The following is a 14,224-nucleotide window of genomic DNA, read 5'->3' as shown; positions in this document are numbered from 1 at the left end:
GCGCGATAGCGGACGGCTGCGCCTGCGGCAGCGAAGCGATGCAGGAAGGCCTTCGCCGCCTCATCCTCGCTGCACACGAAGTAATCGCCGTCAGCCGACGGAAACATGTCATCCAGAAGGGCGCGTGTCTCGGCGGCCCCGTCGGCTGGCATCTTCAGCAGCAGGTGATGTTCGAAGCGGTCGCGGTACTGGCGCATGCGCTGTGGCAGGTGATGCGGGAATAGGCGGCTCGCCCATTGCAGCAACCGGTCGCTGACCGCGCCGCCGGGCAGGCGCAACCAGCCGGCGATCGCATCGACGCGCGCCCTCAGCGCGAACAACGCCGGCAGGCGATCCGTGCCCAGCAGCCGGATCGCGATGAACACGTCCTTGCCGTAGCGCGCGGCGATGTCGAACGCGGTACGATGCATGTACTCGCCTGCGATGGGCAACGTCTCGAAGCGGCGTAGGATCTCGCGGCGGATCCGCGTCAGCTCGGCGGGATCGTTCGTGCCGACGTAGAACGTCGTGGTGCCGGCCTCGCGCGGAAAGGTGTCGAGCCGCACCGCGAACAACACAAGTTTGCCCGCACTGCCCGATCCTTCGAACAGGCGGCGCGGATCGGCATTGTAGCGCGCCGGCCTATCATCGTCGATCCGTCGCACATGCTCGGCATAGGCATGGTCGTGCGCCCATAGACTAGCGTCGTCTTCGATCGCCGCAGGGTCGAAGGCGCCGGCTTCAACCTGGTGCAAGACGCTCTCGACGTCACCCGCGATACGGATGCCGAGATGATTGACCAATCTCAGCCGGCCGTCCGCGTCAATTCTGCCGAACAGCGCCAGCTGGCTGAACGCCGGACCGCGCCGGATCAGCGCACCGCCTGAATTGTTGCACACGCCGCCCATCACCGACGCGCCGATGCATGACGACCCGATCACCGAATGCGGCTCGCGCTCGAACGGCCGCAATGCGCGCTCCAGATCATGCAGAGTCGCGCCGGGCAGGCACACGACCTGACGCCCGCCGTCAATCAGGTGAACGCCGCGGACGCGCATCAGGCTGACGATCACCACGCCGCCAGGATAACCCTCACCGTCCGGCGTCGAGCCGCCGGTCAGTCCGGTATTGGCCGCCTGCAGGATGATCGTGACATCCGCCGCCAGGCAGGCGACGACGACGCGCCATTGCTCGACCAGCGAACCCGGCCGCACCACCGCGATCACCGGGCCGTCACCGTAGCGATAACCTTGGCGATAGCGGCGTGTCGCCGCGGCGGAGGTGAGGACGTTGCGCGTACCGACGACGTCCACCAGCGCAGTTAGCAAGGAAGGGTCGGCGGCAACCGTCATTTCGCGCCCGAGCGCGTCAGCTCACGCCGCCGCCAGGGTTTCGACGGCGGTTTCGTCCGGATGCGGCGGCGGAGGACCCTCGCCGAGCCAGAACGCACTGGCCTGGCTCGTGTCGCGGTCGACGACGCCTCGCACACCCAGTGCGAGGCGCGCATCTTCGAGCGGCAGGGCAAGCACGGGTTCGAGTTTCTGCATGAACAGCGGCTCCGACGCCCAACCGGCGGTCATCCCGCGGTGGATCGCGTCCGTGCAATGCCACCAGACCTCCGGGTAATGCAGGATCGTCCGCGACGTGAAGCGCAGCGCCGCAAACATCTTGTAATGCATCAGCTCGCCGACAAGCTCGGCGTTCCGGATGTATTTCGGCACGTTGGTCATCCGGAACCAGGACGGTGGCAGCTCGCCCAGCGCATCTACCGTGCCGCCGACCAGAATGTGTTCCAGATCATGCATCTGAAGCTCACGCCGCTGATAATATTCATACTGCGTCTTGGTGGCGTCCCATTGATGCGGCGATATCTGTACTTCGTATTTATCGACGAACTGCTGGTAGAGAATGCCACCGAGGCTGCCTGCGGGAAACGGCGCATAATCCTCGATCGTCATCGGCGGCGACCGATACTCCTCCGCAAACCAGGCATCCAGACGCGGGTTGATCTTGCGCTCTTCCGTGAAAAGCCACTCGATCCGGTCGAAATCACGCAAGCCGTCGAGGATCGGAATGAGCTCGACCAGCTCGGCGGGCGACGGCAGATCGGGGCCGTTCCGGCGCAACGCGATCAGCGCAAGGCAATCCCGCAGCCGTGCGTCGTTGAGAAACTTGGATGACGAGACGAGCCGGCTGCTTTCGGTCGCGACCGGCTTCACGCCGCGAAGAAAATACTGTCCTTCGTCAGCCATCTGGGATGCTCCTGAACGCGATCTGGCGCGTTCAGCCATCACTGTCGATGTGATGCCGTCAAGCGAACCATCGGGACGTCCGTCCGCAAATTAAGCCGGACGAACGCGCCAGAGGGCATCGGTGGTGCCCTTTCCTGATCGGGCGTGACGGGGCCTGCAAGGCTCGAATCGTGGCCATCCGACGGCGCGGATTGGCGCTAATCCGTCGTCTTCAGACAAGACGGCAGGTGATGATCCTCTTCGCGCACTCCAGCGTCAATGCGTGTCGCCGACCCTCGTGTCGGGCATCGGCCGTCGGTGGGCGGTGCCCGGTCCCTTGGCCCGGCAGAGTTCATGCCCGCCCGGTCACCGCGACGAGCGGATCGCCGTCACGGCCGTCGTTCAGGAGCACCGCTGCCGCCGCAGCGAAGCCGGCGCGTTCGAGATACAGACGCACCAGCGCCGCGTGCCCGTCCAGGTCGAGCGCGCGCCAGATCGCGACGGCCTTGGTCGGGAAACAGCGGTTGGAGAAGCTGACCACGAAGGGCGCGCCGGGCGCGAGCACGCGGCGCACTTCGGCGAACACGGCGACCGGTCGTCGCAGATACTGCGCGCCGACGCAGCACAGGGCCGCGTCGAACGACCCGTCGTCGAGCGGCAGCGCCGGGTCCGCATTCAGGTCCTGCACGAACCAGCGGGTGAGACGCGGGTTGGCGGCGAGTTCGGCCGCGTTCATGCCGTGCCCGACGACGTGTTCGTAGGCGCGGTCGGCGGGCAGGTGGCTCACCCAGCTCGACATCAGATCCAGCACGCGGCCGCCGGCCGGGATCACGGCCGCATACCAGCCCGTCAGCGCCCGGATCGCGCCGGCGTCGAGATGGGTGACGAGCCGCGGCTCGGCGTAGAAGGCGAGGTCGTCGCCACCGTCGATCCGATCGAAGGCGCCGTCCGGCAATTCCGGCAGGGGCTGGTCACTCATCTTTCCTCCAGTCGGCGAACAGACGGCGCCGCAATCAGTTGCGCCCGCGGCGGCGCTCACCCGGGCGGCGTCGGCCAACGACACGTCGTCCTTGACGGTCTTTGTTTGCCTGCGGCGCTACGCGCCTCGCCCATCACCGACGGGGATCACCGAGTGGTGACGCGCCGTCCCGTGCGCCATTCGATGACCGGCCAGAGCGCGAGCACCGGCACACCGAGCAGCACGTCGCGGGCGCGCAGCGTGAGCGACAGGGCCAGCGCCTGTTCCCGGCCGAGACCGAGCGCCAGCCCCGCCACGATGAAGCCCCCCTCCTGCACGCCGACGCCCGCGGGCACGAAGAACAGGATCGCGCGCACCGCATAGCCGGCGCTTTCCAGCACGATCGCGCCGACCAGCCCGAGCGGCATGCCCAGCGCCCGCGCCGCCAGCCAGACCTGCAGCCCGCCCATGAACCAGGCGGCGAAATGGATCCCGATCGCGGCCGGCATCGCGCCGCTCCGCCGCCGCCATGCCGCTCCCGCCTCGGCCCAGCGTCGCCGCAGGACACCGGCGAGCACCGCAGCGCCGGGCCGCCGCACCGTCCACCAGATCACCAGCCCGAACAGGATCGCGGCGATCAAGCCGATGCCGCCCCACGCGAGCGCGCCGCGATCCAGTCGCGGCCTGCCCACGAGGCGCGGCAGCACCGCCAGCGCGAGCAGGACGAACGGCACCTGCGCGACCGACTCGGCAAGGACGTCGAGCGCGCTTGCCGCCACCGCCGCGCGCGCGGTGCCGCCCGCCAGCACCAGCGCCCGCCCCCCGATCAGCTCCCCCAGCCCCGGCACCACCACCAGCAGGTTGCCGCCCGCATCGCGCAGCACCCGCGACAGCACGCTCGCGCCGAACGACACGCCCGGCCCCAGCACCTGAAGCGCCGCCGCGCACAGCAGGGTCGCCGCGATCTGCGCTGGCACCGTGGCCAGCACTGCGCCCCAGGTCAGCTCCCCGAACGCGCCTTCGGCCAGCGTCCGCAGCTCGGGCGACAGCGCCAGGCCGGCCGCCACCGCCGCCATGGCGGCCGCCCAGCCGACCGAGCCGGCGAGGCGCAAGCGCCGGCCGGGATCAGCCAAGATCGTCGAACCGCCACAGCCCCACGCCCTGGGCGGCGCAGGCCGCGCGGACCCGCGGATCGAGCAGCCCGGCCAGCTCGCCCGCCGGATCCCAGCCGGCGGGCGGCCGGTGCGGCCCCGCCGACCGCCCCGTCGCGGGATGCAGGCCGATCTCGCTGACGCCGGCCGGCAGGTTGCCGATGAGGCCAAGCAGCCGATCGGCATCGACATGCCCGGAATCGTTCTTGCCGAAGAACCAGTCGTTCGCGCGCATCTCCGCCCGCCGGACTTGCCGCCGCATCGCTGCCGCCAGCGGACGGTGCGCCGCCGCATGGGCGAGGCGCCTTGCGCGGTTTCGGTTCCCCGCCGCGGCCAGCGAAGGGCGGTAGGGCTCATACGGGATCCGCACCGTCCGCAGGCCCAGCGGCCGGCCGATGGCGATCGCGATCTTCAGCACCCAGGGGTGCTCGTGGCAATGCCAATGCCCGTCGAGATGGCGGATCGGCAGGCCGGTGCGCGCGCAGGCCTCGAACTGTGCCGCCACCTCGCGGCGCACCTGTCGCCTCAGCGCGGGCGACAGCGCGATGGCGGCGCCCGTCGCGCCCGGCTGCTCGCCCAGCGCACCGTCCGCCCCGAGCAGGCCGGGGATGGCGGCCGGCGGCGCGGCGGGCGGGGCGTCGTACAGCGCCAGGTGCAGCCCCAGCCCGAGCGTCGGCAGGCGGCGGGCGCGGCGGATCGCGTCGCCCGCGGCCGGACCGGTGACCAGCAGCGACGCGCCGGTGAGCACGCCGTTGCGATGCGCCTCCTCCACCGCCTCGTTGACCTCGACCGACAGGCCGAAATCGTCGGCGGTGACGATCAGGCGTCTCGGGGCGGTGGGGGGCATCACCCCGACACGATCGCGGCGTCGTCGCCTACCGCGAGCCGCTGCCCGCGCCAGGCGACCCGTCGGGTGAAGGCGCCGGCCAGCCACACCGCAAAGGCCAGCTGGTCGCGCCACCACAGCGCCAACGGCAGCAGGCGCACCATGCCGTCCGCCCGCCCGAACCGCGCCCAGACGAGCCGCGCCAACCCCCAACGCAACCCGATCAGCGCCAGCACGGCACCGAGGCTCGCCCAGCCGGGGCTCGCCAGGAACAGCAACAGCGGGATAGGGCCAGGATGCGTCACCAGCGTCGGCAGGTAGCCGGCCGGTTCCAGCCCCCGCGCCGTGCGCGCCCAGCGCAGCTCGTGCGTGACCAGCGCGGAAAGACTCGCATCATTGGCCAGCGTCTCGACGGCCATCGGCGCGAACGCGATCGAAAGGCCGAGCGCGCGCACCCGCCGCCCCAGCTCGGCATCGTCCGACAGGCTGCTCGCCAGCGCTTCGAGGCCGCCGATCCGGGCCAGCGTCTCGCGCCGGACGGCGGTAAGTGGGCCATAGGTGACGCCCAGCGGGGTCAGCCGGGCGTGGACCACCGCCTTGGGCAGGAACCAGGCGTCGATATAGAGCGCGGCCAACCGCCCGCTCAGCCCCGCCGCCGGTCCCGGCCGCCCGCGATACAGCGCGGTCACGGCGCCCACGCCCGGCGCGGCGAGCCCGTCGATCACCGCCTGCAGGCTGCCCGGCCGCGCCACGATGTCGCTGTCCGACATCACGATCACCTCGCCCTCGGCGACGGCGAGCATGTTGAGCAGATTGCTGACCTTCGGGTTCGGTCCGTGGCTGCGCGGATCGGCGACGAAGGCGACGCGGCAAGCGGGGAACTCGGCCGCGACCCCCCGGGCGAGCGCCAGCGCCGGATCGTCGGGGTCGGCGACCCCGAAGACATGGTGGACCGGCGCATCGACCTGCTGCGAGAGGAAGCTGCGCAGCGCCGTCGCCAGCCCGGCCTCCGGCCCGCACAGCGGCTTCAGCAGCGCCACTCCGCTCACCGGCGCGCCGACCGGCGGTTGCGGTGCGCGGAACGCGGCGACGCAGCCGATGGCGAGCAGCAGATAGGCCGCCGACGCCGCCACGATCGCCCAGGCCGACCAGAACAGAAGGGAAAGGACGGTGGCCATGAGATCGCTGCCCGCGTTGCCCAGCCGCGCCGCCCCGCGCAACCCCGCGCTTTGTCGCGGGCGCGCAAAGTCGGTAACGGCCCGGCATGGCGCTTCCGGACAGTTTCACGCTCGCCCGCCCGATCCAGCGGCTCGTTGCGCTCGGCGCCCGCCGTCCGCTCGCGGTGCTGGTCGCCTGCCTCGTGCTCGCGGCGATCGCGATCGCCTATGCGGCGCAGACCTTCGCGATGAACACCGACACGGGCGCGCTGATCTCGCCCAAGGTCGCCTGGCGTCGCGACGAGGCGGCGGTGGAGGCGGCCTTCCCGCAGCTCCAGGATGCCGTGCTGGTGATCGTCGATGGCCGCACGCCGGAGCTCGCCGAGGCGGGCGCGGCGCGGCTCGCCGAGACGCTGGGCCGCGACCGCCGCCATTTCAACGCGGTGCGCCGGCCCGATGGTGGCCCGTTCTTCGCGCGCGAAGGCTTGCTGTTCGGCTCGGTCGCCGACGTGCGCGCCACCACCGCGGCGCTGATCGAGGCGCAGCCGCTGCTCGGCGCGGTCGCGGCCGACCCGTCGCTGCGCGGGATCGCCGGCGCCCTCGCGACCGCGCTGCAGGGCGTGGCCCAAGGCGACGCTCCGCTCGCGCGCCTCGCCACGCCGCTCCACCGGCTGGATGCGGCGACGACGGCGGCGCTGGCCGGGCGGCCTGCCTTCTTTTCGTGGCAGCAGCTGGTCGGCGGCACCGGCGCGCTTGCTGCGCCGACGCGCCGGCTGGTGCTGCTCCAGCCCAAGCTCGATTATGCCTCGCTGGAGCCGGGCGAGGACGCGGTCGCGGCGGTCCACGCGGCCGCGGCGGCGCTGCGGCTGGACGCGGCGCATGGCGCGCGCGTGCAGGTGACGGGCGAGGTGCCGCTCGCCGACGAGGAGTTCGCCACGCTCCAGGAGAATATCGGCTGGGTCGGGCTGGTGATGGCGCTGGCGATGGTGGCGACGCTGTGGCTGGCCACGCGCTCGGCACGGATCGTCGCCGCGATCATGGGCACCACGGTGGCGGGGCTGGCGATCACCACCGCGCTGGGGCTGCTCGCGGTCGGCACGCTCAACCTGATCTCCGTCGCGTTCATCCCGTTGTTCGTCGGGCTCGGCGTCGATTTCGGCATCCAGATCAGCGTCCGCTTCAACGCCGAGCGGGCGGCGGCCGCGGATCCCGCCTTGGCGCTGAACGCGGCGGCCGCGGCGCTCGGCGCGCCGCTGGCGCTGGCGGCGGGCGCGGTGGTGCTCGGCTTCGCGGCGTTCCTGCCGACCGATTATGTCGGCATCGCGGAGCTGGGGGTCATCGCCGCGATGGGCATGGTCGTGGCGCTGCTGCTCAGCGTCACGCTGCTGCCGGCGCTGCTGGTGCTGTTCCGGCCGGGCGCGCCGGCCCGCGCGGTCGGATTTCGCGGCGCGGCGCCGGTGGATCGCTGGCTGGCGCGTCACCGGCGCACGGTGCTGTGGGCGTTCGCCGCGTCGATGGCGGTCAGCATCGCGCTGCTGCCGCAGGTCCGGTTCGATTTCAACCCCCTGCACCTGCGCGACCCGAACGGACCGGCGATGCGCGCGCTGGCCGACCTGCTGCGCGATCCGCAGCGCACTCCCAACACGCTGAACGTGCTCGCATCCGATCGCGCCGCCGCACGGAAGATCGCGGACCGCCTGTCGCGCCTGCCCGAGGTTGCCGACGCGGTGTCCCTCGACACCTTCGTCCCCGCCGACCAGCCCGCCAAGCTCGCGCTGATCGGCGACGCCTCGTTGCTGCTCGACGCGGTCGTCAACCCGTTCGAGGTCGCGCCCGCGCCCGCGGACGCCGAGGATGCCGCCGCGATCCGCACGCTCGCTGCGCGGTTGCGCGAGGCGGCGGGCGCACGGCAGGACGCGCCGGCGAGGGGGGCGAGGCACTATGCGGCGACGCTCGATCGGCTCGCCGCCGCCGATCCCGCGGCGCGGCGGCGGACGGCGCAGGCGCTGATCGAGCCGCTCGGCATCATGCTCGACAGTGTCCGCGCTTCGCTCGGCGCCACGGCGATCACTCCCGATACGCTGCCGCCTGAGCTGCGGCGCGACTGGCTCGCCCCGGACGGGCGCGCGCTGGTGGAGGTGTTCCCGCGGGGCGGGGGGGTCGATAATGCCGCGCTCGCCCGCTTCACGGCCGCCGTGCGCCGCGTTTCGCCCGGCGCGACCGGGCTGCCGGTCGCGACGCAAGAGGCCGGGCGGACGGTGACGGGCGCCTTCGTCACCGCCGGGCTACTCGCGCTGGCGCTGATCAGCCTGCTCTTGTTCGCGATGCTGCGCGACGGGCGCGAGGTAGCGTTCACGCTCGCGCCCGTCGTGCTCGCCGGCTTCCTGACGCTCGGCAGCTGCGTCGTGATCGGGCAGCCGATCAACTTCGCCAACATCATCGCCTTCCCGCTGCTGTTCGGCGTCGGCGTCGCGTTCCACATCTATTTCGTGATGGCGTGGCGGGCGGGGGCGACCGACCTGCTCCAGTCCAGCCTCGCCCGGGCGGTGTTCTTCAGCGCGCTGGCGACGGGCAGCGCGTTCGGCGCGCTCTGGCTGTCGCGCCATCCCGGCACCGCGAGCATGGGCAAGATCCTGATGATCTCGCTCGCCTGGACGCTGGTGTGCGCCTTGATCTTCGAGCCCGCGCTGCTCGGCCCTCCGCGCCGGCCGGTCGACAGCGGGCGGCGGCGCGCCTAAATGCGTCGCATGGTAAACCAAGCCACCCCTCTGCTCGACATGGTCGCGACGCCGGACGAGCTGCGTCGCCTGCGGCCCGAGCAACTGCGCCAGCTGGCGGACGAGCTGCGGGACGAGGTGATCTCGGCAGTCGGCGTCACGGGGGGGCACCTGGGCAGCGGGCTGGGCGTCGTGGAGCTGACGGTGGCGCTCCATTACGTGTTCGATACCCCGGCGGATCGGCTGGTGTGGGACGTCGGGCATCAATGCTATCCGCACAAGGTGCTGACCGGACGGCGCGACCGCATCCGGACACTGCGACAGGGCGGCGGCCTGAGCGGCTTCACCAGGCGCAGCGAGAGCGACTATGACCCGTTCGGGGCGGCGCACTCGTCGACCTCCATCTCGGCGGCGCTCGGCTTCGCGATCGCCAACAAGCTGAACGACGTGCCGGGCAAGGCGATCGCGGTGATCGGCGACGGGGCGATGTCGGCCGGCATGGCGTACGAGGCGATGAACAACGCCGAGGCCGCGGGCAATCGCCTGGTGGTGATCCTCAACGACAACGACATGTCGATCGCGCCGCCGGTGGGGGGTTTGAGCGCGTATCTCAGCCGCATCGCGTCCTCCCGCGAGTTCCTGGGCGTGCGCGAGGTGCTGAAGAAGATCGCCAAGCGCCTGCCGCGGCCGTTTGCGGACGCGGCGCGCAAGACCGACGAGTTCGCCCGCGGCATGACCATGGGCGGCACGTTGTTCGAGGAGCTGGGCTTCTATTATGTCGGCCCGATCGACGGCCACAATCTCGACCATCTGATCCCGGTGCTGGAGAATGTGCGCGATGCGGGCGAGGGGCCGATCCTGGTCCATGTCGTCACGCAGAAGGGCAAGGGCTATGCGCCCGCCGAAGCCGCGGCCGACAAATATCACGGCGTGCAGAAGTTCGACGTCGTCTCGGGCGTGCAGGCCAAGGCGCCGCCGGGGCCGCCGCAATATCAGAACGTGTTCGGCGAGGCGCTCGCCCGCGAAGCCGACGGCGATCCGCGCATCGTCGCGATCACCGCGGCGATGCCGTCGGGCACCGGCTTGGACAAGTTCGCGGCCAGGCACCCCGAGCGGTTCTTCGATGTCGGCATCGCCGAGCAGCATGCGGTGACGTTCGCGGCCGGGCTGGCGGCGCAGGGGATGCGGCCGTTCTGCGCGATCTACTCGACCTTCCTGCAGCGCGCCTACGATCAGGTGGTGCACGACGTCTGCATCCAGAACCTGCCCGTGCGGTTCGCGATCGACCGGGCCGGGCTGGTCGGCGCGGACGGGGCGACCCACGCCGGCAGTTTCGACGTGACCTATCTCGCGACGCTGCCCAACATGGTGGTGATGGCCGCGGCCGACGAGGCGGAGCTGGTGCACATGGTGCACACCGCCGTCCAGCACGATGCGAGTCCGATTGCGGTGCGCTATCCGCGCGGCAACGGGACCGGCGTGGCGCTGCCCGCGGCGCCCGAGCTCCTGGAGATCGGCAAGGGCCGGATCGTTCGCGAGGGCCATGCGGTCGCGATCCTGTCGCTCGGTACGCGGCTGGCTGAGGCGCTCAAGGCGGCGGACCAGCTGGAGGCGAGGGGGCTGACGACCACGGTGGCGGATCTCCGGTTCGCCAAGCCGCTCGACGCTGCGCTGATCCGCCGGCTGCTGACGACGCACGGCGTGGCGGTGACGATCGAGGAAGGCTCGGTCGGCGGGCTCGGGGCGCATGTGCTGACGCTGGCCAGCGACGAAGGGCTGATCGACGCCGGGCTGAAGCTGCGCACGCTGAGGCTGCCCGACCGGTTCCAGGATCAGGACGCGCCCGACAAGCAGTATCACGACGCCGGGCTCGATGCCGATGCCATCGTTACGGCCGTCCTTACCGCGCTGCGCCACAATTCCACCGGGGTGAGCGAGGCGCGGGCTTGATCCTCGCCGCATTGCTCGCGGCGGCGATGCCGTCGGGCGGTTTGCTGCTGGTCGAGGTCACCAATGTTCGCAACGGCACGGGTCGCGTCCATGTCGACCTGTGCGACGAGCGCACTTTTCTGGAGGACGGCTGCCCCTATGCGGGCGACGCGCCGGCGCGGGTGGGGACGACGATGGTGACGGTCCGTGGCGTGCCGCCCGGCCGCTACGCCATCCAGGCCTATCACGACGAGAACGCCAATGGGCGCGTCGATCGCGCCATCTTCGGCATCCCCAAGGAAGGCGTCGGTTTCTCGCGCGACGCCCGCATCCGTTTCGGTCCGCCGAAATGGGCCGATGCGGTCTTCGCGTTCCACGGCGGCGCCGAGCGCACCGCCCTGCGACTGCGCTACTTCGTGGGCGCGGGCGGCCCGCCGGCGGCGCGCTGACCGGGCGGCGGCGCGGCGGGGTCGGCCAGCGGATCGCCGAGTTCCGGCGCGGCGGTGGCTGCGGGGGATGACGACCCAGCCGGGTCGGCGAGCGGGTCCTGCAGCTCGGGCGCCGGGTGCTCCGCCGGCTTGCGGGCATCGGCCGGAGCCGTCAGGGGGCCGTCGAGCTCCGGCGCGGGTGTCGCGGCCGCCGCGTGCCCCTTCAACTGCGCGATCTCGCCCGCGCGGTCCTGGAGATAGACCGAGCGCAGGCTCGCGTAGGGATCGACCGCATCGTCGAGCAGCGCCTTCAGATCGGCGTCCGCTTCCGCGCGCCGATCCAGCCCGTCGATCACCGCGCGCGGCACGCTGAACGCGGCGCGGTTGAACGGCACGCCCGCCACGAGCGGCAGCACGAGCACCCCGTCCGCCTGCCCGCCGAACAGGTCGCGCAGGTCGGTCGGCCCGACGAACGGCAGGAACAGGTAGGGCCCCGGCTTCACGCCGTAGAAGCCCAGCGTGTCACCGAAGCCGTTGGGCCGGTGCGGCAGCCTGACGCCCGGCAGCCTGGCGATGTCGATCGCGCCGCCAAGGCCGAGCCCGACATTGACCGTGAAGCGCCCCAGCGTTTCGGCCGCCTTGCCGGGCTTGCCCTGGAGCAGGTAGTTCAGGAACACGACCGGCTCACCCAGCGTGCTCAGGATGTTGCGCAGCGCGGAGCGCAGGAAGCCGGGCACGCCATGCTTGTAGGCGAGCGCCGCCGGCCGCAGCACATGGCGATCGAAGCCCTGATGCCCGCGGAACATGCGCCGGTTGAATCGTTCGAAGGGGTCGCCGGCCGCGCGCGCGGTCTTGGTCGCGGGCGACGCCGGCGGCGTCGCAGCCGCCTGCGGCGCCGCGATCGCCACGAGGAGGGCGATCAAGAGGCGGGCTTGGCCGCGAGCTGATCGAGATGCGCGATCAGCGCCCTGGCGCCGCCGGATTGCAAGATCGACGCGAAGTCGGCGCGGCGCGTCGCCAGCTGGCTGATCGCGTTCTTGTAGAACACGTCGATGATCCGCCATTCGCCGCCCGCCGTGGCACGCAGCCGATAGCTGATCGCGACCGGCCCGTCATGGGCGTTGAGCGTGGTGCGGACCAGCTTGTCACCGCCGCGGCTCTCCACCTGCGGCGCGATCGAAAAGGTCTCGCCCGCATAGCCGTCGAAATTCCGGGCATATTGCTGGACGGTGAGCCGGCGGAACGCGGCGACGAGCCCCGCCTGCTCCGCGGGCGCGATGCCGGTCCAGCTCGGGCCGACCGCAAGGCGCGTCATCAGCGGCACGTCGAAGCTGCGGTCGACCACCGGCCCGATCCGCGCCGCCCGGCCCGCCACGCCCGCGCTGCGCCCCGCCTTCATGATCGCGAGCAGCCCGTCGTCGAGCGCCTGCACCGGCGCGCGGGCGGGATCGGCGGTTTGCGCGGCCGCCGGGACGGACAGGAACAGGAGGGCGAAGGCAGCCCCGAAGGCGCTGGTGCGCATGAAACGGCTCCGTTGGATGAAGCGCCGCTCCTAATGACGCCAACCTGACGCGTCCATGAAGATGACCTGCGGATACGCCCGAACTGGCTTTAAGCCTTTTTTTGGCCGCGCGTCGCCGCTATCTTCACCATTCGGGCGGAGCTTTCGGGCGTGCGTCCGCCCGAAAGCAAGGAAGCCGACCCCAGTGCCGCCAGTCTCCTCCGCCCCCGCCCTGCGCGTCATCCTGGCGTCGCCGCGGGGGTTTTGTGCGGGGGTGGTGCGGGCGATCGAGATCGTCGAGCGGGCGCTGGAGCGCTATGGCGCGCCCGTCTATGTCCGGCACGAGATCGTCCACAACCGCCATGTCGTCGAGAAGCTGCGCCGCAAGGGCGCGGTGTTCGTCGATCATCTGAGCGACGTGCCGGCGGGCGCGCAGACGGTGTTCAGCGCGCACGGCGTCGCCCGCTCGGTGGTGGACGAGGCGACGGCGCGCGGCCTGCCGGTGCTGGACGCGACCTGCCCGCTCGTCACCAAGGTCCATGTCCAGGGGCGCCGCTACGCCAAGGCAGGCCGCACGCTGGTGCTGATCGGCCATGCCGGCCATGCCGAGGTGGAGGGGACGATGGGGCAGGTCGACGCGCCCGTCCATCTGGTCTCCACGCCCGCCGACGTCGCCCTGCTGCCGATCGACCCCGCGACGCCGGTCGCCTACATCACCCAGACGACGCTCAGCGTCGACGACACCCGCGTCGTCATCGCCGCGCTGGAGGACCGCTTCGCCGACGTGATCGGCCCCTCGGTCGCCGAGATCTGCTACGCCACCCAGAACCGGCAGACGGCGGTGCGCGACCTCGCGCGGGTCAGCGACGTGCTGATCGTGGTCGGCGCGGGCAACAGCTCCAATTCCAGCCGCCTGCGCGAGATCGGCGACGAGATGGGCGTGCCCAGCTACCTGGTCGACGACGGCGACGGCGTCGACCCCGCCTGGATCGCGGGCGCGGGCGCGGTCGGCATCACCGCCGGCGCGTCCGCCCCCGACGAGCTGGTCGACAGCGTCATCGCCGCGCTCGCCCGCGTGCGCCCGGTCGAGGTGTCGCAGCTCGACGGCGTCGTCGAGACCATGAGCTTCAGCCTGCCGCCCGAGCTGCGCCGCCCCGCGGTGACGGCCGCGGCCGCCTAGGAGAATACCGAAGATGGGCCTTCCCCTCGCCCAGGTGGCGCGCATCGGCGCGTACACGCTCAGGCAGCACATCAAGGGCGGCAAATACCCGCTGGTGCTCATGCTGGAGCCGCTGTTCCGCTGCAACCTGGCCTGCGCCGGCTGCGGCAAGATCGACTATCCCGACG

General features: G+C 71.6%; 12 protein-coding genes and 1 pseudogene. 5 read left to right on the top strand and 8 right to left on the bottom strand.

Annotated features, from left to right (window positions below):
- The 6 genes from dld to hpnI all read right to left on the bottom strand — a co-directional run.
- On the bottom strand, positions 1-1,292 hold a 1,292-nt coding region (gene dld / locus ACFE64_RS12695; protein ID WP_375392827.1), incomplete at its 3' end, for a D-lactate dehydrogenase.
- Between the two features lie 60 nt (positions 1,293-1,352).
- Positions 1,353-2,231: a hypothetical protein gene (locus tag ACFE64_RS12690; RefSeq protein WP_375392826.1), complete on the bottom strand. Its 879-nt coding sequence runs from the start codon at positions 2,229-2,231 to the stop codon at positions 1,353-1,355.
- Positions 2,232-2,562: 331 nt separating this feature from the next.
- Positions 2,563-3,189 carry a class I SAM-dependent methyltransferase gene (locus ACFE64_RS12685; protein ID WP_375392825.1) on the bottom strand — a complete coding sequence of 209 codons (627 nt, stop codon included), beginning with the start codon at positions 3,187-3,189 and terminating at the stop codon, positions 2,563-2,565.
- Positions 3,190-3,335: 146 nt separating this feature from the next.
- Positions 3,336-4,301, bottom strand: coding sequence for a lysylphosphatidylglycerol synthase domain-containing protein (locus ACFE64_RS12680; protein WP_375392824.1), 966 nt, complete (start codon positions 4,299-4,301; stop codon positions 3,336-3,338).
- A complete protein-coding gene (gene hpnK / locus ACFE64_RS12675) occupies positions 4,294-5,166 on the bottom strand; it encodes a hopanoid biosynthesis-associated protein HpnK (protein ID WP_375392823.1) in 873 nt (290 codons plus the stop codon). Before hpnK ends, ACFE64_RS12680 begins: the two co-directional genes overlap by 8 nt.
- Positions 5,166-6,323 carry a bacteriohopanetetrol glucosamine biosynthesis glycosyltransferase HpnI gene (gene hpnI / locus ACFE64_RS12670; protein WP_375392822.1) on the bottom strand — a complete coding sequence of 386 codons (1,158 nt, stop codon included), beginning with the start codon at positions 6,321-6,323 and terminating at the stop codon, positions 5,166-5,168. The genes hpnK and hpnI overlap by 1 nt, the downstream gene beginning before the upstream one ends.
- A gap of 86 nt (positions 6,324-6,409) precedes the next feature.
- Here hpnI and ACFE64_RS12665 point away from each other — a divergent pair, with 86 nt between their 5' ends.
- Genes ACFE64_RS12665 through ACFE64_RS12655 form a run of 3 tightly spaced genes read left to right on the top strand, consistent with a single transcriptional unit; the run spans position 6,410 to position 11,397 of the window.
- Positions 6,410-9,040: an MMPL family transporter gene (locus ACFE64_RS12665; protein WP_375392821.1), complete on the top strand. Its 2,631-nt coding sequence runs from the start codon at positions 6,410-6,412 to the stop codon at positions 9,038-9,040.
- 9 nt (positions 9,041-9,049) lie between these two features.
- Positions 9,050-10,969: a 1-deoxy-D-xylulose-5-phosphate synthase gene (dxs, locus tag ACFE64_RS12660; protein WP_375392820.1), complete on the top strand. Its 1,920-nt coding sequence runs from the start codon at positions 9,050-9,052 to the stop codon at positions 10,967-10,969.
- Positions 10,966-11,397 (top strand): DUF2141 domain-containing protein, encoded by a 432-nt coding sequence (locus tag ACFE64_RS12655; protein WP_375392819.1) that lies wholly within the window; start codon positions 10,966-10,968, stop codon positions 11,395-11,397. Before dxs ends, ACFE64_RS12655 begins: the two co-directional genes overlap by 4 nt.
- Here ACFE64_RS12655 and ACFE64_RS12650 read toward each other — a convergent pair.
- Positions 11,358-12,299, bottom strand: coding sequence for a VacJ family lipoprotein (locus tag ACFE64_RS12650; RefSeq protein ID WP_375392818.1), 942 nt, complete (start codon positions 12,297-12,299; stop codon positions 11,358-11,360). The two genes, ACFE64_RS12655 and ACFE64_RS12650, sit on opposite strands and share 40 nt — an antisense overlap.
- Positions 12,296-12,898 (bottom strand): ABC transporter substrate-binding protein, encoded by a 603-nt coding sequence (locus ACFE64_RS12645; protein ID WP_375392817.1) that lies wholly within the window; start codon positions 12,896-12,898, stop codon positions 12,296-12,298. The genes ACFE64_RS12650 and ACFE64_RS12645 overlap by 4 nt, the downstream gene beginning before the upstream one ends.
- Positions 12,899-13,109: 211 nt before the next feature.
- On the opposite strand from ACFE64_RS12645, the gene ispH reads away from it, so the two are divergent.
- Both ispH and ACFE64_RS12635 read left to right on the top strand, forming a co-directional pair.
- Entirely contained in the window at positions 13,110-14,057 is a 948-nt protein-coding gene (gene ispH / locus ACFE64_RS12640) for a 4-hydroxy-3-methylbut-2-enyl diphosphate reductase (protein ID WP_375392828.1), read from the top strand.
- Between the two features lie 13 nt (positions 14,058-14,070).
- Positions 14,071-14,224, top strand: a pseudogene (locus ACFE64_RS12635) (hopanoid biosynthesis associated radical SAM protein HpnH); the annotation flags it as partial.

The sequence above is a fragment of the uncultured Sphingomonas sp. genome (assembly GCF_964250165.1).
Classification (GTDB): domain Bacteria; phylum Pseudomonadota; class Alphaproteobacteria; order Sphingomonadales; family Sphingomonadaceae; genus Sphingomonas.
The sequence above is the reverse complement of the archived record's forward strand: the minus strand, read 5'-3'. Positions and strand labels throughout refer to the sequence as shown.

Coding starts and splice junctions, on each gene's coding strand:
- ACFE64_RS12690 (WP_375392826.1), bottom strand. CDS start 2,231: ATGGCTGACGAAGGACAGTATTTTCTTCGCGGCGTGAAGCCGGTCGCG.
- ACFE64_RS12685 (WP_375392825.1), bottom strand. CDS start 3,189: ATGAGTGACCAGCCCCTGCCGGAATTGCCGGACGGCGCCTTCGATCGG.
- hpnK (WP_375392823.1), bottom strand. CDS start 5,166: ATGCCCCCCACCGCCCCGAGACGCCTGATCGTCACCGCCGACGATTTC.
- hpnI (WP_375392822.1), bottom strand. CDS start 6,323: ATGGCCACCGTCCTTTCCCTTCTGTTCTGGTCGGCCTGGGCGATCGTG.
- ACFE64_RS12665 (WP_375392821.1), top strand. CDS start 6,410: ATGGCGCTTCCGGACAGTTTCACGCTCGCCCGCCCGATCCAGCGGCTC.
- dxs (WP_375392820.1), top strand. CDS start 9,050: ATGGTAAACCAAGCCACCCCTCTGCTCGACATGGTCGCGACGCCGGAC.
- ACFE64_RS12645 (WP_375392817.1), bottom strand. CDS start 12,898: ATGCGCACCAGCGCCTTCGGGGCTGCCTTCGCCCTCCTGTTCCTGTCC.